At 39.0% G+C, this 20983-nt stretch carries 18 protein-coding genes, 1 tRNA gene and 1 pseudogene; 5 read left to right on the top strand and 15 right to left on the bottom strand.

The features are described 5' to 3' along the window. Positions 1 to 278: 278 nt before the first annotated feature. A pseudogene (locus tag BQ5341_RS05315) lies at positions 279 to 1565 on the bottom strand (ISL3 family transposase). Positions 1566 to 1894: 329 nt separating this feature from the next. Between BQ5341_RS05315 and BQ5341_RS05310 the strand changes: the two are divergent. Then, positions 1895 to 3916: a KUP/HAK/KT family potassium transporter gene (locus BQ5341_RS05310; protein WP_071131001.1), complete on the top strand. Its 2022-nt coding sequence runs from the start codon at positions 1895 to 1897 to the stop codon at positions 3914 to 3916. 487 nt (positions 3917 to 4403) lie between these two features. On the opposite strand, the gene eno is transcribed toward BQ5341_RS05310, so the two are convergent. The 6 genes from eno to rpoN form a co-directional block, all read right to left on the bottom strand. Further along, a complete protein-coding gene (gene eno, locus BQ5341_RS05305) occupies positions 4404 to 5702 on the bottom strand; it encodes a phosphopyruvate hydratase (protein WP_071131000.1) in 1299 nt (432 codons plus the stop codon). 97 nt (positions 5703 to 5799) lie between these two features. Then, on the bottom strand, positions 5800 to 6555 hold the full coding sequence (gene tpiA, locus BQ5341_RS05300) for a triose-phosphate isomerase (RefSeq protein WP_071130999.1): 756 nt from the start codon (positions 6553 to 6555) through the stop codon (positions 5800 to 5802). A gap of 11 nt (positions 6556 to 6566) precedes the next feature. Next, on the bottom strand, positions 6567 to 7766 hold the full coding sequence (locus BQ5341_RS05295) for a phosphoglycerate kinase (RefSeq protein WP_071130998.1): 1200 nt from the start codon (positions 7764 to 7766) through the stop codon (positions 6567 to 6569). A 104-nt stretch (positions 7767 to 7870) separates the two neighbouring features. Beyond that, the gene (gene gap, locus BQ5341_RS05290) at positions 7871 to 8872 is read right to left on the bottom strand and encodes a type I glyceraldehyde-3-phosphate dehydrogenase (RefSeq protein ID WP_071130997.1); all 1002 of its coding nucleotides are present in this window, start codon (positions 8870 to 8872) and stop codon (positions 7871 to 7873) included. A 43-nt stretch (positions 8873 to 8915) separates the two neighbouring features. Further along, on the bottom strand, positions 8916 to 9950 hold the full coding sequence (locus BQ5341_RS05285) for a sugar-binding transcriptional regulator (protein WP_071130996.1): 1035 nt from the start codon (positions 9948 to 9950) through the stop codon (positions 8916 to 8918). Between the two features lie 165 nt (positions 9951 to 10115). After that, positions 10116 to 11420 carry an RNA polymerase factor sigma-54 gene (gene rpoN, locus BQ5341_RS05280; RefSeq protein ID WP_071130995.1) on the bottom strand — a complete coding sequence of 435 codons (1305 nt, stop codon included), beginning with the start codon at positions 11418 to 11420 and terminating at the stop codon, positions 10116 to 10118. Between the two features lie 75 nt (positions 11421 to 11495). Between rpoN and BQ5341_RS05275 the strand changes: the two genes are divergently transcribed. Then, positions 11496 to 11567 (top strand) — tRNA-Arg (locus BQ5341_RS05275). A gap of 278 nt (positions 11568 to 11845) precedes the next feature. Here BQ5341_RS05275 and BQ5341_RS05270 read toward each other — a convergent pair. The 3 genes from BQ5341_RS05270 to murA all read right to left on the bottom strand — a co-directional run bounded on the left by BQ5341_RS05270 (position 11846) and on the right by murA (position 14688). After that, the gene (locus BQ5341_RS05270; RefSeq protein WP_071130994.1) at positions 11846 to 12379 is read right to left on the bottom strand and encodes a sigma-70 family RNA polymerase sigma factor; all 534 of its coding nucleotides are present in this window, start codon (positions 12377 to 12379) and stop codon (positions 11846 to 11848) included. 60 nt (positions 12380 to 12439) lie between these two features. After that, positions 12440 to 13009, bottom strand: coding sequence for an ECF-type sigma factor (locus BQ5341_RS05265; RefSeq protein WP_071130993.1), 570 nt, complete (start codon positions 13007 to 13009; stop codon positions 12440 to 12442). Between the two features lie 416 nt (positions 13010 to 13425). Further along, on the bottom strand, positions 13426 to 14688 hold the full coding sequence (gene murA / locus BQ5341_RS05260; RefSeq protein ID WP_071130992.1) for a UDP-N-acetylglucosamine 1-carboxyvinyltransferase: 1263 nt from the start codon (positions 14686 to 14688) through the stop codon (positions 13426 to 13428). A gap of 149 nt (positions 14689 to 14837) precedes the next feature. Between murA and BQ5341_RS05255 the strand changes: the two genes are divergently transcribed. Continuing rightward, the gene (locus BQ5341_RS05255; protein ID WP_071130991.1) at positions 14838 to 15185 is read left to right on the top strand and encodes a DUF488 domain-containing protein; all 348 of its coding nucleotides are present in this window, start codon (positions 14838 to 14840) and stop codon (positions 15183 to 15185) included. Positions 15186 to 15238: 53 nt separating this feature from the next. Here the strand turns inward: BQ5341_RS05255 and BQ5341_RS05250 are convergent, their stop codons facing one another. From BQ5341_RS05250 to BQ5341_RS05240, 3 genes are read right to left on the bottom strand one after another with little or no spacing between them, the layout of a single operon-like run. Then, on the bottom strand, positions 15239 to 15928 hold the full coding sequence (locus tag BQ5341_RS05250) for a 5'-methylthioadenosine/adenosylhomocysteine nucleosidase (RefSeq protein ID WP_071130990.1): 690 nt from the start codon (positions 15926 to 15928) through the stop codon (positions 15239 to 15241). Between the two features lie 10 nt (positions 15929 to 15938). After that, entirely contained in the window at positions 15939 to 16238 is a 300-nt protein-coding gene (locus BQ5341_RS05245) for a guided entry of tail-anchored proteins factor 1 (RefSeq protein WP_071130989.1), read from the bottom strand. Between the two features lie 4 nt (positions 16239 to 16242). Next, positions 16243 to 16815: an NUDIX hydrolase gene (locus BQ5341_RS05240; RefSeq protein WP_106396177.1), complete on the bottom strand. Its 573-nt coding sequence runs from the start codon at positions 16813 to 16815 to the stop codon at positions 16243 to 16245. Between the two features lie 176 nt (positions 16816 to 16991). Here BQ5341_RS05240 and BQ5341_RS05235 point away from each other — a divergent pair, with 176 nt between their 5' ends. Continuing rightward, positions 16992 to 17636, top strand: coding sequence for a 5-bromo-4-chloroindolyl phosphate hydrolysis family protein (locus BQ5341_RS05235; RefSeq protein ID WP_235836372.1), 645 nt, complete (start codon positions 16992 to 16994; stop codon positions 17634 to 17636). A 33-nt stretch (positions 17637 to 17669) separates the two neighbouring features. Next, positions 17670 to 18854, top strand: coding sequence for a toxic anion resistance protein (locus BQ5341_RS05230; protein WP_071130988.1), 1185 nt, complete (start codon positions 17670 to 17672; stop codon positions 18852 to 18854). A 186-nt stretch (positions 18855 to 19040) separates the two neighbouring features. Here the strand turns inward: BQ5341_RS05230 and ribF are convergent, their stop codons facing one another. Beyond that, positions 19041 to 19976, bottom strand: coding sequence for a riboflavin biosynthesis protein RibF (ribF, locus tag BQ5341_RS05225; RefSeq protein WP_071130987.1), 936 nt, complete (start codon positions 19974 to 19976; stop codon positions 19041 to 19043). Next, positions 19973 to 20899 carry a tRNA pseudouridine(55) synthase TruB gene (gene truB, locus BQ5341_RS05220; RefSeq protein ID WP_071130986.1) on the bottom strand — a complete coding sequence of 309 codons (927 nt, stop codon included), beginning with the start codon at positions 20897 to 20899 and terminating at the stop codon, positions 19973 to 19975. Before truB ends, ribF begins: the two co-directional genes overlap by 4 nt. Positions 20900 to 20983 lie beyond the last annotated feature (84 nt).

The raw sequence follows: 20983 nt of genomic DNA, 5'->3' as shown, positions 1-20983 counted from the left end.
TTCTCTCTTTTTCTCTAAGTGCAACCCAAAAGACACCGTCAAAAAGGTTGTCAAAAGCGCGTTTAGCGGTGTAGAGAAATAGGAAAATCATTAAAATCACGCTTTTGGATTTTAAATGATTTTATCTTTTCTCCTAACCGCTGCGCTTGAGACACCGTTAAAAAGGTTGTCAAAAACACTTCAAAACAAGTCCCAAAAAATGGCTCAATGTCAAATCGGACTGATAGGATTATTTAAAACAGTTAAGGCAGAATGTATTTTCTGCTTTGGCTGTTTTTTTATTTAATAGAAATAAGGTTGTTAGTTAAGAAGATACGGGCGCGCATGTTGGAGAAGTTTCGATAACCGTAAGCGACTCTTTTGAGGACTTTTATATGGGTGTGAATATTTTCTAGTTTCGCATTGGAATAGGATTTTTCTAAGGACAGGCGAATGCCTGCTTCATGTTTACGGAAAGTACGTTTTAATATTTGTAGTTCGGCGGGAATTTCTTCAGGCATCTCACTTAAAAGACGATAAAATTCGCCGCCATCCTTATGATTGAAGGCGTAAATCAAATCTTGGTAGTAGTTGTAGCCCAGGGAAAGATCCTCAGAAATGGTTAAAAGTCGGTCCACGATTTCGGTTTGTGTTAAGTAGCTCCAACTAAAATTGGCTCTTTTTTTAAATGTTTGAAAATCTAATTTATCGTGACTCATTAAAAGGAGACGATTGAGCTTTTTTAATTGCCGGTATTGTTTGGCCTGTTCGGGATCGTTTTGATTGAGGCTTTTCATCACTCTGACCCGCAGGTTATCAAAGCAACGGTTCATGTGCTGGACAATATGAAATCGGTCAATGATAAGCTTAGCGTTAGGGAAACAGATTTTAACAACTTTTAGATACGGGGCATTCATATCCGACACCACGTAACGAACACTGTGCCGGGCCTGTCGATCAAAGCTCATAAAATAATCCACTAGGTCGTTCTTTCTGCGGCTAGGAAGAATATCAAACAGTTTGCCCGTATCACCATCCATACAAGAAAAAGCAAATTTTCCTTTGTAAGTGGTTAAAGAACGAAATTCGTCAAATAGTAAACATTTGGGCAACCAATTCTTTTTAATGTTGATTTCATGAGCTAATAAGTCGATTGATTTTTGTAAAGTAGAACTGGAAACAAAACAATGTTTGGCGATATTTTTAGCCGTATTTTTTTCAGTGAGCTCCTCAAAGGCCTTGTAAAATACTTGTTTAGCAATAAAGCAAAAGCGATCCACTAGGTACGTTTTGGCGGTAAAATAACTATGGCAGTTGCGACAGAGATATCTTTGTTTCTTGAGATTGAGATAAGTCCTCTGGTTGCCCGCAGAATTCAAAAGGATTCGAGACTGTTTTCCATCATTTTTAACAATCGTTTTTTTATCCGCCTGACCACACTCAGGACAGCGTGAAACCTGATTTATTAAAGAAGCCTAGACGACGAGATGCCCACCTTTTTTGTCCCTTTCTTCCTCAACACTATGAATTTCAATATTTGAGTCTTTTATTCTAAGCAATTTTTTGATATCATTTAATTCGAACATACAAATTTTCCTCCCCAGAATGTGATGATGGTGATTCTATTCTAACGGAAAATTTGTATGTTTTCTTGTTTTTTTATACAAATAGGGACCGATAGAATTTTTATTCTATCAGTCCAATAAATTATAGAGCCCAAAAAATCCAATTTCCACCGGATTTTTTGGGATCTTATTTTTTTTGCGTATTTATTTGACAAAAGTATGAAAACTAGTGATAATAGCTTTCGTTGGCTTTCTTAGCCTAAATAAGTGCATCATGCTACACTTGAATAAATGGAAATTTGCTTGCAAAAGATATTTGCGGTAAATTATCACACACTTGGAGGAAAAAAATGAAAAAAGATGTGCGCCAAAAATATACTGCCGCCGGGCTTTTAATTGCCATGGGCGTCGTTTACGGCGATATTGGTACGAGCCCGTTATACGTAATGAAGGCGATTGTCGCTGGCAATGGCGGCTTAGCTCAAATGGATCCTGATTTTGTGATTGGCACGGTCTCTTTAATTTTTTGGACTTTAACTCTTTTAACAACGATTAAATATGTCACCATTGCTTTAAATGCCGATAACCACGGCGAAGGAGGAATTTTTTCTTTATACACCTTAGTTCGCAAAGGTGGAAAGTTTCTCATTATCCCCGCCATGATTGGTGGCGCGGCTTTACTGGCCGATGGTGTGTTGACGCCGGCGGTTACTGTCACCACCGCCATTGAAGGACTGCGAGGAATTCCGGCTTTCTTTGATCGCTTTGCCATGAATCAAAATGTGATTGTGATTATCACCTTAGTCATCTTGCTAATTTTATTTTCCTTGCAACGCTTTGGCACGGATATGGTGGGTAAAGCGTTTGGACCTGTGATGTTTTTATGGTTCACCTTTATCGGCGTTATCGGTTTTGTAAATTTTGCCCAAGATTTTTCAGTCATTCGCGCCTTAAATCCGTACTACGCCATCAAAGTTTTGTTCAGTCCTGATAACAAGTTAGGCATTTTTATTTTAGGAAATATTTTTCTAGCGACTACCGGTGCTGAGGCGTTGTATTCTGATATGGGCCACGTAGGCAAATTAAATATCCGCATCTCCTGGCCTTATGTCAAAATTTGTTTAATGCTGAATTATTTTGGCCAAGCCGCTTGGTTAATGAATGCTTACCAAAATCCTCAATTACAACAAATCGAACAACTCAATCCTTTTTTCCAAATTATCCCGAATAATCTTATGATTTTTGGCGTTATTTTTGCCACAGTTGCGGCTGTAATTGCCAGTCAAGCTTTACTTTCCGGATCGTTCACTTTAGTATCTGAAGCAATTAAGCTGAAACTTTTACCGCGCTTAAAAATTATGTATCCTGGAACATCCATTGGTCAAATGTATATTCCAAGTATCAATATGATTTTATGGATTGCTTGTTCTTTAATTGTGGTAGCTTTCCGGACTAGTTCCCGGATGGAAGCAGCATACGGGCTGTCCATTACCGTCACTATGTTAATGACTACTTTCCTACTGTTTTTCTACTTAATTAAAAGTGGTCAACCAAAAATTATTTCCTTTTTGATTACCGGATTTTTTGCCGTGATCGAATCAGTCTTCTTTATTTCCAGTGTTGCCAAATTTTTCCATGGCGGTTTTGTTGCCGTAGCTATTGCTTTAGTAATTTTATTTTTCATGGTGGTTTGGGAATGGGGCAATCGCATCCAAGAACGCGCCGCTGTTGATATGAACTTGCGGGGGCAAATTCCACAACTGGAACAATTAAAAGATGATGAAAGTTTACCGATGTATCAAACCAATGTCGTTTTTCTAGTTCCTAAAATGGATGGCGATTATATTGGCCGCCAATTTTTATATTCAATTTTAGATAAACGGCCGAAACGGGCGAAAGTCTACTGGTTTGTCAATGTTGTGGTCACCGACGAACCTTACACCCAAGAATTTGAAATTGATATGATGGACACCGATTTTATTGTCAAAGTAAAATTATTTTTAGGCTTCCGCGTCAAACAAGAAGTCAATGTCTACTTACACCAAATCATCCATGACTTAATGAAATATCACCGTTTACCAAAACAACCGCAAACTTATTCCATCACCCCAGGACGCGAGGTGGGCGATTTCCAATTTGTTGTGATTAAAGAATCTCTATCCAGCAATACCGTCTTAAGCAAATGGGATCGCCAAGTCATGCAAGCCAAACTCTTCATTAAAGAACACACGATGCAACCGGAAAATTGGTTCGGGCTAGAATATTCTGACGTCTTATACGAAACCGTCCCTCTAACCATTGGCCGCGTCAAAAAGACCAAACTAAAAGAACGACGTAAAGATGAAAAGAAAAGGCCCAGCTCTGATCATTAATCAATATTTAGCAAACCATTTTAAAGCTGATCATTATTTTGATCAGTTTTTTTATCCCTTAAATTTAAACTTTAAGTGGAACACCCACTATTCATGAACGGTCAGAGGCTTCGGATACTTGTTCTAAAAATCATACATTGGCAGGCAGATACCGTAGCTAGTAAGATGGGGGTGCATGTTTATTAACCCTTACTGATTTAAAAACTAGATATTTATTAGGTGGCAAGATTGAGAAAAAATTAGCTCATCGAGAATACGAATGGTCTATTAAGAGAGTATTTACCAACGGCAAGGTCAATGAACCATATCTCTGAACATACAACAATTACCTTAAGAAATTAAATTTACGACCAAGAAAATGTTTAAACTGGAAAAATCTTTATGAGGTAATTTTCGGAGTACCGTTGCGCTTAATTTAACAATTCAAAATACGAAAAAAGCGTCGCTACCCAATGAAGAGTAGCGACGCTTTCGTTTTGTTTAAAGATTATTTGTTTTTCAAGTTGTAGAAAGATTGTAAACCACGGTATTCAGCAACATCACCTAATTGGTCTTCAATTCTCAACAATTGATTGTATTTAGCAATCCGGTCAGTCCGTGAAAGAGAACCAGTTTTGATTTGTCCAGCATTAGTTGCTACAGCAATGTCAGCAATGGTGGAGTCTTCAGTTTCGCCAGAACGGTGAGAAACAACAGCTGTATAGCCTGCTTGTTTAGCCATTTCAATAGCGTTAAAGGTTTCTGTCAAAGTACCGATTTGGTTTACTTTGATTAAGATAGAGTTAGCAACGCCCATGTCGATTGCTTTTGCTAATTTTTCAGTGTTAGTTACGAACAAATCATCGCCGACTAATTGGATTTTGTCGCCCAATACTTCGGTTAATTTCTTCGTGCCTTCCCAGTCGTTTTCATCTAAGCCATCTTCAATCGAGATGATTGGATATTTTTCAACTAAGCTTTGGTACAATTCGATCATTTCATCGGCAGTTTTTTCGCCTTCGCCAGAATCAGCTAAAACGTATTTTCCTTTTTTTGCATCGTAGAATTCTGAAGAAGCAGCATCCATAGCAAGAACAACGTCTTTACCAGGAACATAGCCAGCTTTTTCAATAGCTTCGATGATAACTTCGAATCCTTCTTCGTTAGAACCCAAGTTAGGTGCAAACCCACCTTCGTCCCCAACAGAAGTAGCTAAACCTTTTGCTTTCAAAATGCTTGCTAAAGCGTGGAATACTTCTGCGCCCATCCGCAAAGCTTCTTTGAAAGTTGGAGCGCCAACTGGCATAATCATGAATTCTTGGAAGTCAATAGAGTTGTCAGCATGAGATCCGCCGTTGATGATGTTCATCATTGGTGTTGGTAAAACTTTAGTATTGAATCCGCCTAAGTAATGGTACAATGGCAAATCCAAGTAATCAGCAGCAGCGCGAGCTACGGCAATAGAAACACCTAAAATAGCGTTAGCTCCTAATTTACCTTTGTTTGGTGTACCGTCTAAAGCGATCATTGCTTTATCGATAGCCATTTGGTCACGGACATCGTAACCGATAATTTCTTCAGCAATAATGTTATTAACATTATCAACTGCTTTTAAAACCCCTTTGCCGCCGTAACGAGCTTTGTCGCCATCGCGCAATTCAACTGCTTCATATTCACCAGTTGAAGCACCACTTGGAACTAAACCACGACCAAAAGCGCCACTTTCTGTGTAAACTTCTACTTCAATTGTTGGATTGCCACGAGAGTCTAAAATCTCGCGTGCGTAAACGTCAGTAATGATTGACATATTCTTAACCTCTCCTTTGAGTGTTGGTATGATTAAGGGGTTTCCCTCAACTACTATGATAAATTTTTTCGGCTAAAAAAGCAAATTTTCCCGCGGATTATTTGACTGCGTCTAATAATTGTAAGAATGAATCAGCTTCTAAAGAAGCGCCACCGACTAAAGCGCCGTCGATATTTTCTTTGGCCATATATTCTTTTATGTTGCCAGGTTTTACTGAACCGCCGTATTGAATCCGGACTGCTTCAGCCACTTCGCCACCATAAAGGTTAGCAACTGTTTGACGAACAACGCCACAAGTTTCATCAGCATCTTCAGCGCTTGATGATTTACCTGTACCGATAGCCCAAATGGGTTCATAAGCTAAAACTAATGAAGAAACTTGTCCAGGAGTTAAATCTTTTAACGCTCCTGTAATTTGTCCAGCGATCCAGTCAGCAGTAATGCCTTCTTCACGTTGTTCTAATGTTTCACCACAGCAAATAATTGGTAACATGCCATTTGAGAAAATGGCTTTCGCTTTTTTATTGATTTCTTCATCTGTTTCGTGGAAATATTCCCGACGTTCAGAATGTCCGATAATCACATAATCCACCCCAAGATCTGAAAGGGCCGCAGGTGATGTTTCGCCAGTAAATGCTCCTTCATTTTCCCAGTAGCAATTTTGAGCGGCAATTTTTAATTCTGTGCCTTCAGCAGCTTCAACTAATTCTTGTAAAAATAAAGTTGGAGCGCCGATTACGGAATCAACTTTATCACTTGCAGGAATTTTATTTTTTACAGCTTCAGCAAATTCTTTAGCACTAGCTACTGTCTTGTTCATTTTCCAGTTGCCGGCAATAATTGGTTTACGCATGATTTTTCCTCCTATTTATCAGAAATAGCGGCAAGACCTGGTAATGTTTTGCCTTCAAGTAATTCCATTGAAGCTCCGCCACCAGTAGAAATGTGAGTGAATTTGTCAGCAAAGCCTAATTGAATCGCAGCTGCTGCAGAATCGCCCCCACCAATAATAGTAGTCGCATCTTTGAGATTAGCAATCGCTTCGCAAACACCAATTGTGCCGCGAGCATAGTTGCTCATTTCAAAAACGCCCATTGGTCCGTTCCAAACAACTGTTTTTGCGCCATCTAATTCTTGGGCAAATAAAGCAATGGATTCAGGTCCAATATCTAATCCTAATTGACCTGCTGGAACATCCCAAGGGTGCGTTTCATTAGGTACATCATTAGAAAATTCTTTAGCTGTAATTGAGTCAACAGGTAAAATTAATTTGTCGCCAGCTTTTTCAATAATTTCTTTAGCTAGTTCAACTTTATCTTCTTCAACTAGGGAATTACCAATTTCAATTCCTTTTGCTTTGTAGAAAGTATAAGTCATACCGCCGCCGATTAAAATTTTGTCAGCTTTAGCAATTAAATTTTCGATAACGCCGATTTTATCACTAACTTTTGCGCCACCTAAGATAGCAACAAAAGGACGTTTAGGTTCGTCGACTGCTTCGCCGATAAATTTAATTTCTTTTTCCATTAAGAAACCAGCTGCACTTGGTAAATGTGTTGCGATTCCTACATTAGAAGCATGTGCCCGGTGTGCCGTTCCAAAAGCATCATTAACAAAAACATCGCCAAGACTTGCCCAATATTTGCCAAGTTCTGGATCATTTTTCGATTCTTTTTTACCGTCAATATCTTCAAAACGAGTATTTTCAACAAGTAAAACATCGCCGTCGTTCATTTTAGCAATGGCGTCTTCTAATTCTTTGCCGCGGGTTTCAGGTACAAAAGTCACTTCTTTACCAAGTAACTCGCCAAGACGAGCTGCGACAGGTTTTAAAGATTTACCAGCTTTATCCGCTTCTTCTTTTACTCGACCTAAATGAGAGAACAAAATTGCTTTCCCACCATTATCAACGATAAATTGAATCGTTGGTAGTGCTGCTGAAATCCGGTTATCGTTCGTAATAACGCCATCTTTAACCGGCACGTTAAAATCAACGCGGACTAAAACTTTTTTGTCTTTAATTTCGCCGCGTTCTTGCAAATCTTTGACTGTTACTTTTGCCATGAAAAATTCCTCCTCATTTTAAAAATTCATTTAAAAAAATATTTAAAAAAGCGGGAAAAATTTCTTTCCCGCTTTTCATTTTTAACAGTTGCTAAAAATCAATATTATAGTTTAGCAAAGTATTCCAAAGTACGAACTAATTGAGCAGTATAGCTCATTTCGTTATCGTACCAAGCAACAGTTTTAACTAATTGTTTGTCGCCAACGGTTAAAACTTTAGTTAAAGTTTCGTCAAATAATGAACCGTAAGTCATGCCGATAATATCAGCAGAAACGATTTCGTCAACGTTGTAACCATAAGATTCATTGCTTGCAGCTTTCATTGCAGCATTGATTTGGTCAGCTGTTACTGTTTTTTCAAGAACAGTTACTAATTCAGTTAATGAACCAGTTGGAACAGGAACACGTTGAGCAGCTCCGTCTAATTTACCTTTTAATTCAGGAATAACTAAGCCGATTGCTTTAGCAGCACCAGTTGTGTTAGGGATAATGCTTTGAGCAGCAGCCCGGGCACGACGAAGATCGCCTTTTTTATGAGGAGCATCTAACGTATTTTGGTCACCAGTATAAGCGTGAATTGTTGTCATTAAACCTTCAACGATACCAAATTCGTCATTTAAAACTTTAGCCATAGGAGCTAAGCAGTTAGTCGTACATGAAGCACCAGAGATAACTGTTTCGTCACCAGTCAAGATTTCATGGTTAACGTTATAAACGATTGTTGGAACATCGTCTCCACCAGGAGCAGAAATAACAACGCGTTTTGCGCCAGCTTTTAAATGCAATTCAGCTTTTTCTTTTGAAGTAAAGAAACCAGTACATTCTAAGACGATATCAACACCTAATTCGCCCCAAGGTAATTCTTCAGGTTTAGCGTTAGCTAAAACTTTTACGTCGTTACCATTTACTGTGAAAAATCCGTCGTGAACTTCAACTGTTCCGTTGAAACGACCTTGTGTTGTATCATATTTTAATAAATGTGCTAATTGAGCGGTATCCGTTAAGTCGTTGATAGCTACTACTTCAATTCCTTCAACGTCTTGAATCCGACGAAATGCTAAACGTCCAATACGTCCGAAACCGTTAATCCCTACTTTTACTGTCATGTGCAGATTTCCTCCTTTAGAAAATCGAAAAAGTTTTTTTATTTTAAAGGGTTGCCCCTCTTAAAATCTCTGTTGCACACGCAACATCTGTGACGAGGCGTGTGTGGTGCGGCGCATTTTTCATATACGCTTTGACGGCTTTGCCTTTTGATTTGCCACCAGCGACGGCAATCACTAAAGGGATCCGTTGAATGTCTTCCAGTTGCAATCCTAAACGAGGAATTTTGTAAACAACTTCCCCTTGCTCGTTGAAAAAATACCCGAATGATTCGGCAACGGCGTTTTTAGCTTTTAACATGGAAAGTTCTTGCGCCTGCATTTTCCGTCTAGCGGCCATATGCATCGCTTTACCAATACTATAAATCACGGCATCGGATTGGTCAATCAATTGTAACACAGATTGAATCGTTGGCTCTTTCGTTAATGATTCGGCGGTTTCTGGACTGACTTGTTCCGGAACATAAAGCGCCCGATAACTGCCACCAGATTTTTGAGCCATCACTGACGAAATGGCATTGGCTTGAATATTGACTAATTCACCAATTCCACCACGAGCGGGCACAAAAATATTATGCCGATCATGTTCTAATGCTGGCAAATTTTCAGCCACACTAGCCATAGTTGTACCACCCATCACAGCAATCACGTTGTCTTTGTGAGGTAAATGATTGTCCAATAACTGTCCGACCATTTTTCCAAACTCAGCCAACACTTTTTTTTCAGTATCACAATTGCCAGCTACAATCACGCATTGTTGAATGTTGAAAAATTTTTCTAAACGTTGTTCCATCTGATTGCGACCAGCAATGGTATCCATCAAATTTTCCAAGCCATGAAAAACTTTCGTCCCAGCATCTGTTAACTGCATCCCCGACTTAGTAACGGTCAAAAGTCCGTGTTGTCTAAGACTGTCAGTGTCGGTCCGCAAACTTCTTTCAGTGACGCCGATTTTTTCAGCGAGAAGTCGCCGACCAACCGGTTGCATCCAATAAAGATTACGTAAAATCGTATAACGCTCCAGCACTGTGCGGGTGAGCTCCGGGGCGATCATTTCAAAAAGTTTCCACTCTTGCTCCATAAGAGCCTCCTTTGCTGGGCACTTTATGTCCAACTAAGACTGATAACGACCCATCAAGCCCAAAAAAAATCGTGAACTTGCTAGAAAATTTACTTTTCAACTGCCATTCACGATTATTATAATAGCACTAAATGAGTTGTCTGACAAGCAAAGCACCCAAAAATTTTACGCTTTTGTTTCGTACCGTTTTCTTTTGCTAGAAGTGGGAATTCCTAACTGTTCTCGATATTTAGCGACGGTTCGCCGAGAAATTTTTACCTCTTCATCGGCAAAAAGTTCGGCTAATTTATCATCCGCATGGGGGTGAGTTTTATCTTCTTGTTGAATCAATTCAATCAGACGTTTTTTAATTTCTTGGTTGGACGTACTTTGACCCGCGATGGCCGACGCAAAAAAAGTCCGCAATTCAAAAATGCCAAAATCCGTTTTTAAATACTTCCCATTTACAGTTCGGGAAATGGTAGATTCGTGGAGATTTACTTTTTGGGCAATCATTTTTAAAGTCAATGGTTTTAACGGATGCTCTTTTTTTAAGAAAAAGTCTGCTTGATAGTCAATTATTGCCTGTCCTACTTCAAAAATGGTATTTTTTCTTTGGTCTAAAGTTTTTTTCAGCCACTGAAATTCTTGCTTTTTTTCTTTTAAGTACTCCTGAACCTCGGGATCATCGACTTTAGACATTTGGTTAAAATAATTTTCTTGAAATTTTAATTTCGGCAATCCTGTCTGCAAATAAGTTAAATTTAATTCACCATTTTTCACTTGGACCTCAATTTCGGGGATGATAAAAAGGCGTTCGATTTGACCAAAGTGAGCACCAGGCGCTGGCGATAAGGTTTGGACGTAATCCATAATTTGTTGCACGTCGGCTAAAGTTATTTTATAGCGGGTGGCAATTTCATTCCAAAGTCGACTGGCTAGCTGTTCAAAACATTCTTCTAAAATTACATAAGTAAGCGTCGGTGCTTCTGGGTCGCGCTCGGTTTGTAACATTAGACATTCTTGCAAGTTGCGGGCGCCAATTCCGGCCGGATCCAATTGCTGCAAGAGCGTTAGAGCATCGAGTACAACCAAATAATCGGCGCCCGTTTTTTCCATCGCCTCAGCGGTGGTCATGGCCAGATAACCATTAGAGTCAATATATTCCACTAAAAAAAGCATCGCCCGGCGAATCGGTGTATCGCGATAATTGAGATGAACTTGATCAATTAAATACTCAAATAAAGAAGTATATTGATCAGGCACCGTTTGAAAATCAGTCCCAGTTCCAGCGCTACTGCCAGACTCAGGTACTGGTCCAATCGTCCGCACAACTTCCAGCAGCGGATTTTCATTGGCTTTTTCCATTACAAAATCAGTAAGCTCTTCTTGATTTTTTTGCAATAAGGCAATCGATTGTTGCATTTGTAAATTCATGGCCAGTTTTTGGCCTTGTTTTAATTTTTGGCTGAAATTCAATTCCTGACTCATGTTCGTCTCCTTGAAAATTTTTTTCAAATTTTCCTTGTCTTTTTTCCGAAAATAGTATAAAGTAAATATTGCATTGCGCCCTTAGTGTAGTGGATATCACGTAAGATTCCGGTTCTTGCGACGGGGGTTCGATTCCCTCAGGGCGCGTTTATAGCACAATTTAGGATGTCATTTCGATGGCATCTTTTTTTATTTTGTTGATTTACTTGGATTATAGCATACTTTTAACGGCAAAAAAAAGGACGAGGTTTTCAAAAAAAAATTCGTTTTATATAAATAGGAAACTTGATTAGCTTTTGGCACTTTAAAAAGAATGCCTTGACGTTTGAACCAAAAAAAAGAAGCATAAAAATGCCTCTTTTTTTGCTTCACTTACACTTATTACCAGTCTTTTGTCCTTTATTTATTTTAGTATGTCTTATTTTTCAGTCGTCTAATCTTCTGAATTTCTCAGTTATTTTTTGCAGCGCACCGTGGATTTTTTCTTCTTTACAAGAAAAAGCGGCAGCAATTTTTTCTACTTGAACTCCATTTACATAAAAGTCGATAATATTTTTTTCGAAATTTGTTAGCATCCGATGAAGATGTAAATTTTTCGGGAGTTCTTGCGGCCATTGTTCCAGCTGGGTGGATTCGCATCCTGGCTCTTCTCCTACTTCAAATAGATCTAATTGTTGATCATTTTCCCAATTTTGGATGATTTCATTACGTAACTGGTTGACCACAACTCGTTTTAATCTTTTTTCAAAATAAAGTTCAAAGTTCATGACTCGTTGGTCAGAAAAATGTTGAATAGACTCATGAAAAACGGTCAAGCCTTGATCTAGCCAATCTGAATAATCCCAAGCTTGAATGTAAAAACTTCGCCGCAGTTGATTAACAATAGTGAAATGTTGCACATATTTTTCTAATAAAAGTTCCGTGTTCCCAGCTTTGATTTCCTCGATCCATAACGTCATTTAGCTTTGTTCCTTTCGTATTGCTTTTATTTTTTTTAATTTTTTTCAATTCTTCTTTCTTTAAATATCTCCACGTAACCGCTGCCGAAATTTTTTATGAATTGATTTAATTTTCTTTTTAGCTTCATCATCCGTAATACCAAAGAGTAGCGCCAATTCAGGTGCATCAAAGCCTGAAAAATGGAAGTCAGCAATTTTCATTTCAATTGGGGTTAACACTTGATAAAAACTCCGAACTTGTTCAGCAACATGGAGCATATCGGCATAGTCGTTAATATTTTGATAATTATTCATTTTCATATTCATCTCTCCTAATTCCAACTCAGCTTCAAAACTTGCTGCTTGTAGATCACCGCGCCGTTTTAAAGCCTGTTCTTTACGTAGAATACTTATGATATGGCGAGTGAAATTTTTTTTAAAATACAAACCGAATGTCACGCCCAGAGAATCGTCATAGTTCATAACGGAACGATGAAATAAAATCAATCCTTCTTGCAGCCAATCATCTAAATCAAAAAAACGTAAATAATAACTACTGCGCAAACGTAATACTAACGGATGATATTTACGATAATTGTCTACTAAAGCATCTTCATCGCCTTGTCGAACATCTTGAATCCAGTTATGCATTTTTAGCTTCCTCTCCGCTGTACTTTTATTAAGGTAACCCACATGATTTTCCCCTACAATAAATATAATACGCCGAATTTCTCAGAAAAAAAGAAATATCCTCGTTATTTTACATCAAAATTTAAAATGTAAAATTTCTGAAATAAACAACGTCTGTTATTTAACTTGCAGAGCGCATCACTGTTGGAACTTTGTCAGGTCGACGTTTTTTGCGTAAATTTTTATAAAACAATCGTTATTGAAATGCTTTAGTAATCTTTTTGTAACAATTAACCTTACTAAACTGCAAAACCTTTATCTTTACCAAAAATTTTTTTATTGCCAATAAAAACAAAAAAACGCGAGCACTTGGGCCACGTTTTTTGCTAATTATTTTTTATTTTTATTTCTACTTAAAAACTAGACGTGCACTGAGCTTATTCTTCCACTAAAGAAATCTCTGCCCCTAAATTTCTTAATTTTTCAATCAAATGATCATAGCCGCGTAAAATGTAATCGACATTATAAATAGTCGTCTCTCCGCTGGCCATTAAGCCGGCCAATACTAAGCCCGCGCCAGCCCGCAAATCACTAGCCATAACTTCAGCGCCGCCAAGTTTAACATCTTTTCGTCCATTAATCACAATGGTTGCGCCTTCCACTGAAATATCTGCTCCCATCCGAACCATTTCGGGAACATGATTCACTCGCTGCGGATAAATAGTATCGATAATTTCCGACTCACCAGAAGCTTTCAATAATAAAGGGGTGATAGGTTGCTGTAAATCCGTCGCAAAACCTGGATAAGGTGCAGTGCGAATATTAACCGGCAGCAAATTATCACTTTGTTTAACAAAAATTTCGTCTTCAGAAATCGTCAAATCCACTCCCATCTCAGTGAGTTTGGCAATAAAACTATCGAGGTGTTCGTAAATCACATTTTTAAGGCGAATCCCCTGTCCACACGCTGCGGCCATCGCCAAATAAGTACCCGCCTCAATTCGATCAGGAATCATAGCATGATGTGTTCCGTGAAGTTTTGAAACGCCAGTAATTCGGATCACATCTGTTCCCGCACCGCGAACTGAAGCCCCCATATTATTTAACAAAGTTGCCACGTCAATAATTTCTGGCTCCTTGGCGGCATTTTCAATCACAGTGACGCCTTGTGCTTTCACAGCAGCAAACATAATATTAATCGTCGCTCCAATAGACACATTATCCAAAAAAATTCGCGCGCCATTTAAACCTGCAGGCGTCCGCAAATACATCGCTCCTAATTCATTATCCACGGTGGCCCCTAGCGCTCTGAACCCTTTAATATGTAAATCAATTGGCCGCGGACCGAGATAACATCCCCCGGGAAGACCCACCACCCCTTCGCCAAATCTTCCTAAAAGTGCCCCCATAAAATAATAAGAAGCGCGCAAAGAATTAATTTTCCCACTGGGCATAGGAATGGAAATCATTTGACGAGAATCAATCGTTAAAGTTTCACCAATAAAATTAGTCTTGACCCCCATAATATTTAAAATTTCAATTAGGGAGTGGACATCTTGAATAACCGGCACACCTTCTAAAGTCACTACATCGTCAGCTAAAATAGCTGCTGGAATTAGTGCCACCGCCGAATTTTTAGCCCCAGAAATTGTCAGCTCACCTTTTAGCGGACGGCCGCCTTGAATTACTATTTTTTTCATCATTCACCTATTATTTTTTTCGATTTTTTATTGTTTACTACTTTTTATCGTACCATTATTTTAGCATAGAATTAGAAAAATAAGCGCCGAATAGCCACCTTTAGCTAAATTTTTACTTTTGCGCTAGACTATATTCAGAGGTGATTATCATGTTAAAAATCAAACGGATTTATCAAGCGGCTCAACATGGCGACGGCTATCGAATTTTAGTCGATCGACTTTGGCCCCGCGGAAAAAGTAAAGAAGAAGCGCAGCTTGATTTATGGCTAAAAGAAATCGGTCCAACGACAGATTTACGCAAATGGTTTAACCACGATGTTGAAAAATTTCCTGAATTTGAAAAAAAATATCAAGGAGAACTTAGCGCCAATCCAGCTTTAAAACAATTAAAAGAAATTGTCAAAAAAGAGCCAGTGGTTACTTTGTTATTTGCCGCCAAAGATGAAGCGCACAATAATGCTGTTGTCTTACAACATATTCTTCAAGAAAAAAAATAAGATACTAGCCAAAATTTTAGCCAGCATCTCCATTTTCATTAAAAATAAAATTTTTAAAGTTCCCCTAGCAAAGTTAAGACCATGGTAGCAGATTTTTTCCCCGCTGTGATAATAAATTCGTCAAAGCTGACGGTTGCCTCGTGGTCGGCGGTGTCACTAATGGCCCGAATCACCAAATGAGGCACATGCAAAGAACTAGCCGCTTGCGCTATGGCGGCTCCTTCCATTTCACAAGCTAAAGCTTCGGGAAAATGTTTTTGAATGACCGTAATTTTTTCTGGATGATCTACAAAAGAATCGCCGGTGACAATTAAACCAGAGCGAACATTTTGTCCTACTGCTTTGGCGGCTATTTGAGCTTTTTGCAAAATATTTTGCGCCGTCTCGTAGTAAAGCGGTTGGCCGGGCATTTGCCCATAAGCATAACCAAATCCCGTCACATCGGCATCAAAGTAGGCCAATTTTTCAGCAATTACCACGTCACCGACTTGTAGACCTGCTCCGATTCCGCCGGCAGAACCGGTATTAATAATTAATTCTGCGCCAAATTTTTCTACTAAAATCGTTGTCGTTACCGCGGACATCACTTTGCCAATCCCAGATTCGACAAAAATAATTTCATGTTGCAAATATTGACCGGTAAAATAATTCCGACCTAACACATCGATTGTAGCAACATCTTGCAACGTTTCTTGCAATAATAAAATTTCTTCGGCCATTGCGCCGATAATTCCAATTTTCACCAGGATCTCCTTACCAATTGAAAACTAAATACACCAACACAGCTAGTAAAACAACCACCACCGCAATTGCTACATTTAATGAATGGTTTCTTTTGCGACTGTTCTCTTGTTGTTGAAAACGAGACTTTTTAATCGTCGGCCTATTCTTTTCAATTTTTTCATATTTTTTATCAATTTGTCGATTTTCTTGCGCTTCAACTTTGGCTAGCGCACGCTGAACTTTGGCCACATCTTTTTTAGAAAGTTGGATATCTTCTCGATTGTCTGGCGCATCTCGCATATTTTTCCGGGATTTTCGACTTTCGGTCATTTGATCATCCTTTCTGTTTTTTCAATTGCCAGTATTGCAAGCCAATCACCGTTTTGGCGTCGACAATTTCACCAGCAGCCATTAATTCTAGTATTTCTTCTAATGAATAAGTGGAAACAGCCAACACTTCATCGTCGTCTTGGGGGCGTGGATGCTCGACTTTTTGCAATCGGTCGGTAAAATAAATCCATAAGCGTTCATTTGAAAAACCTGGTGACATAAAGCCTGCACTCACCAATTCCAAATGATCCGTTGTAAATCCTGTTTCCTCTTCCAATTCCCGCAAAGCTGTTTCTTCTGGTGAATCGTGGTCACGGTCATCTATTTTACCAGCGGGAATTTCTAATAAAATTTGCTCCACTGGTTTGCGAAATTGCTTCACTAAAATAATCCGATCCTCGTCGTTAATGGCCACAATCGCCACGGCCCCCGGATGGAAAACCAGTTCCCGCGTCGCTGTGCCTCCTGCAGGTAAGGCGACAGTATCTAAATAAAGATCAATCATTTTTCCTTTAAAAATAGTTTCTCGTTTGATTGTTTTTTCTTCCATTTGTAACATTAAATCATCTTCTAGCATTATATACATCCTTCCTACTGGCCTTTATTCTAGCAGATTTTTGGCGAAATGAAAAAGTAATTCGTGCTTTTTTAATGAATTTTGTAAGAATCTAAAATCCAACTTTAGACCGACCGCAAAAATCATTGACTATGCTAAAATAAAAGAGGGTTAGGAAGGAAGGAAGGTTGGAACATTTGAAAAAAAATTTATTCATGAAAATTGGATTACTTTTAGTATTAGTCGGTATCTTGTTTCAAGTGGACAATTCGTTATTAAGAATCGCTATGGTTTTAGGGATTGTCGCTGTGGTGATTTCTTTGTTCAAACGCGCCCCGGAAACACCAGCCGATTTGCCGCAACTGACCGCTAAAAAATTATCCCACTATCAAGAAGAAGGATTGCAAAAAGAAGATATTGAATTTTTCAGAGAAACAATGGCCCAAACAAAATTAGCTATTTTGCATTTGGAGAAAAATATCAATGGTTCGGCCAAGTTAAAAGCCATTGACTTACGGCATCAAACGGTCAAAGCTTCTAAAAGTATTTTCCAACAAATTGTTAAAGATCCGCAAAAGTTGCATATTGCCAATCACTTTTTATACACCCATTTGCCAAATCTAGTCGGGTTGACGGATAAATTCTTAGAAATTTCTAGTCGCCCGATTAAAGACAAAGAAACCTATGAATCACTGGCCGAAACAACACAAATTATTGAGCAAGTAGCCCAACTAATCCTAAAAGATTACCAATTTTTAGTGTCTGATGATCTAGATGATTTAGATGTAGAAATTTCCATTGCTAAGCAAAGTTTAGAAAAAAATAGCTCCGAGAAAAAATAATTTTCAAAAAAAATTAATAAAGAGGAGATCTTTATGGATAATAATAAACCCGCCACAACAGCTAACAACACGTTAGACGATTTATTAAATAGCCCTTACCAAACACCGGTGGACGCCCTAACTTCCACCCAACAAACAGAAATTAACGCCTTAAAAGCTCAAAAAACAGCCCCCCGCGTTTTTGACAAATTACCAGCCGACTATCAACAACAAGCTCGGGAATTAGCCGGAAAAATCGATACAAGTGACGCCCAGGCAGTCTTAAGTTACGGGGCCATCGCTCAAGAAAAACTGAGCGAATTTTCCCAAACGATGCTTAACGCCGTCCAAATTCAAGACATCGGACCAGTTGGCGATTCATTAAATGAACTGATGTACCAGCTGAACGCCGCCGACCCCGAAGAATTACGGGCCCAAGAAAATAATATTTTCAAACGTGTTTTCGGCAAAGTGAAGCAAAGTATTTATGAAGTGACTGCCAAATATCAAAAAGTCGGCGCTCAAATAGATAAAATCGCCGTCAAACTCGACCACGAAAAAGATGGTCTTTTGAAAGATAATCTGATGTTGGAGCAACTTTATCATAAAAATAAAGATTATTTCGATGCTTTAAATATTTACATTGCCGCGGGCGAATTAAAAATGGAAGAACTCCAAACGACAATTATTCCCCAAGCGATGCAAAAAGCCCAACAATCTGGCGACCAAATGGATGTTCAAATCGCTAATGACTATACACAATTTTTAGATCGCCTCGACAAACGAACTTACGATTTAAAATTGGCGCGCGAAATTACTATTCAACAAGCACCACAAATTCGCCTCATTCAAAATACCAACCAAGCGCTGGCTGAAAAAATTCAGGCTTCGATTAATACGGCGATTCCCCTTTGGAAAAACCAAGTGGTGATTGCTTTGACTTTACTGCGCCAAAAAGACGCCGTCACTGCCCAACGCCAAGTATCTGAGACGACTAATGAACTTTTGAAGAAAAATTCTGAGATGCTAAAAATTTCTGCTATTGAAACTGCCAAAGAAAACGAACGCGGCATTGTCGATATCGAAACCTTGCAAAAAACCCAAGACGATCTCGTGGAAACTATTCAAGAAACGTTGCGCATCCAACAAGAAGGCAAAACCAAACGCCGCGACGCAGAAGGCCAACTAGCCCAAATGGAAGACCAGTTAAAACAAAAATTACTAGAACTAACACAATAAACAAGGTTGTCGAAAAGGCGCTTAACTGCGTAGAAAATTAGGAAAACTGAGGACGAATGGAACATTCGCCGGAAGTTTTATCTATTTTCCTAGCAGTTGCCTTTGAGACACCGTAAAGCAAGGTTGTCAAAGATCAAAAAAAAAGACGCAAACAAAAATTTCTCCTTTTTGTTTGTGTCTTTTTTATTATCCAAAATATTTTTGCGTGACTACAGCATCGGCGGCCAATTGTTCAATTAATTCATCGGCTGAATTAAATTTAACTTGTTTGCGAATCAGATGGTAAAATTCCAACAAAACTTGTTCGCCGTAAATATCGCCGGCAAAATTTAAAATATTTGCCTCCACGGTCAGCTTACGTCCTTCACCAAAAGTATCGTTGTGACCTACTGAAGTCATCGCCTCATACCACTGATCGTTAACAAAAATTTTAGTGACGTACACGCCTTCCATTGGCAAACGAACATCTTTTTCAATTTCTAAATTCGCTGTAGGATAACCTAACAAACGGCCGCGAGCATCGCCATGAACCACGATTCCCCGCACTTGATACGGCCGACCTAATAATTCGGTCACTTCATCCATCGCCCCTTGAGCTAAATCGGCACGAATCCGGGTGGAACTGACTTTTTTTCCTTCTTCATCAAGACTTGGGACTGTAATCATTTTAAAACGACCTTGACTATAATCTGGCAAATGGTCCACGTCGGCAATATTTTTTGGTCCGTACGTGTAATCAAAACCAGTCACCACACTTTGCGCATGGAGTCCGACTAAATAATCATCGACAAATTGTTGCGGCGGCAAAGCGGCAAAGGCCGATGTAAATTCCACCACATATAATATATCGATTCCAAAATCAGCTAGGAGCCGCTCTTTTTCTGGTAAATTTGTTAAATATTGCGTAATCTCGCGATTTAATTTTTGGAAAACGATGGAAGGATGTTGATTAAAAGTCATTAAAGCTAGCGGCACATTTTTTTCTTTAGCCTCAGTGCGACCGGCGTCAATAACTTTTTGATGGCCCCGATGCAGTCCGTCAAAAAAACCTAGCACTAAGACAACAGGACCGTCAGGGATTTCTGACTTTTGATATGGATGGTGCAAATGAATGATTTTCAAGAGGACAACTCCGTTCTAAATACTTTCAGTGGTTTATAATATCCTTTTTTTTCAGGGTGACGATGATACAAACTCATTAATTGATCTTGGTAAAATAAAGCCAGCACTTCTTCTGACGTGTTCAATTCTTGATTTGTCAAAACAGCGCCATTTTTAATTTTTGCAAAAATTTCCGGCGAGATATTTTGCCTTGGAAAATCTTTTAAGGCAAATTCAAACGGCAGTAAATGCGAGGCTAACGTGTCATCGGCCATTTTTTCGCGAATTTCATCAAGGGTTAAACAATTTTCTTTAGTAATTCCGCCAGCCATTTGGCGAACTAGTGCGCTCATATGACTAGGAAATCCCAGCTTAGCGCCTAAGTCTACAGCCAAAGTGCGCACGTAAGTTCCTTTGCCGCACTGCACGCGAAAATCAAAAGTTACGGTTCCTTTTTCAGCATCGTAACGTAATGGACTGGTCCGGACAAATTCAGTAATTTGTGCTTTACGTTGCGGGCGCTCCACCGTTTCTCCGGCCCGGGCGTATTCATATAAACGGCGACCGTTGACTTTTACTGCCGAATACATAGGTGGAATTTGCGTGATTTCTCCGAGAAATGAACGCATAGCTTCATCGATTACGTCTTCCACTGGAACTTGTTTTTCTGTCAAAAATAATTCTTCAACGACTTCTCCTTGAGCATCTTCGGTAGTCGTGGTACTTCCTAATGTCACTGAACCGGTGTAAATTTTCCCGGAATCTTGCAGAAATTCTACCATTTTTGTGGCGGTCCCTAAACAAATCGGCAACACCCCAGAAACTTCGGGATCCAATGTGCCGGCGTGGCCAATTTTTTTCATATGTAAAATTTTTCGTAATTTAAAAACGACATCAAAGCTTGTCATGCCAGCTTCTTTCCAAACACCTAGTATTCCTTCCATGCCTTACCTCCTTGATGTTTTCAACTTTTCCATTATAGCATAATTCAATTTTTGCCCAAACAAAAAAAGCCATGTTAAAAGAAA

Origin of the sequence: Enterococcus timonensis, from assembly GCF_900104595.1 — a bacterium.
Classification (GTDB): domain Bacteria; phylum Bacillota; class Bacilli; order Lactobacillales; family Enterococcaceae; genus Enterococcus_J; species Enterococcus_J timonensis.
Note: the sequence above shows the minus strand (reverse complement) of the source record. Positions and strands in the feature narration are given on the sequence as shown.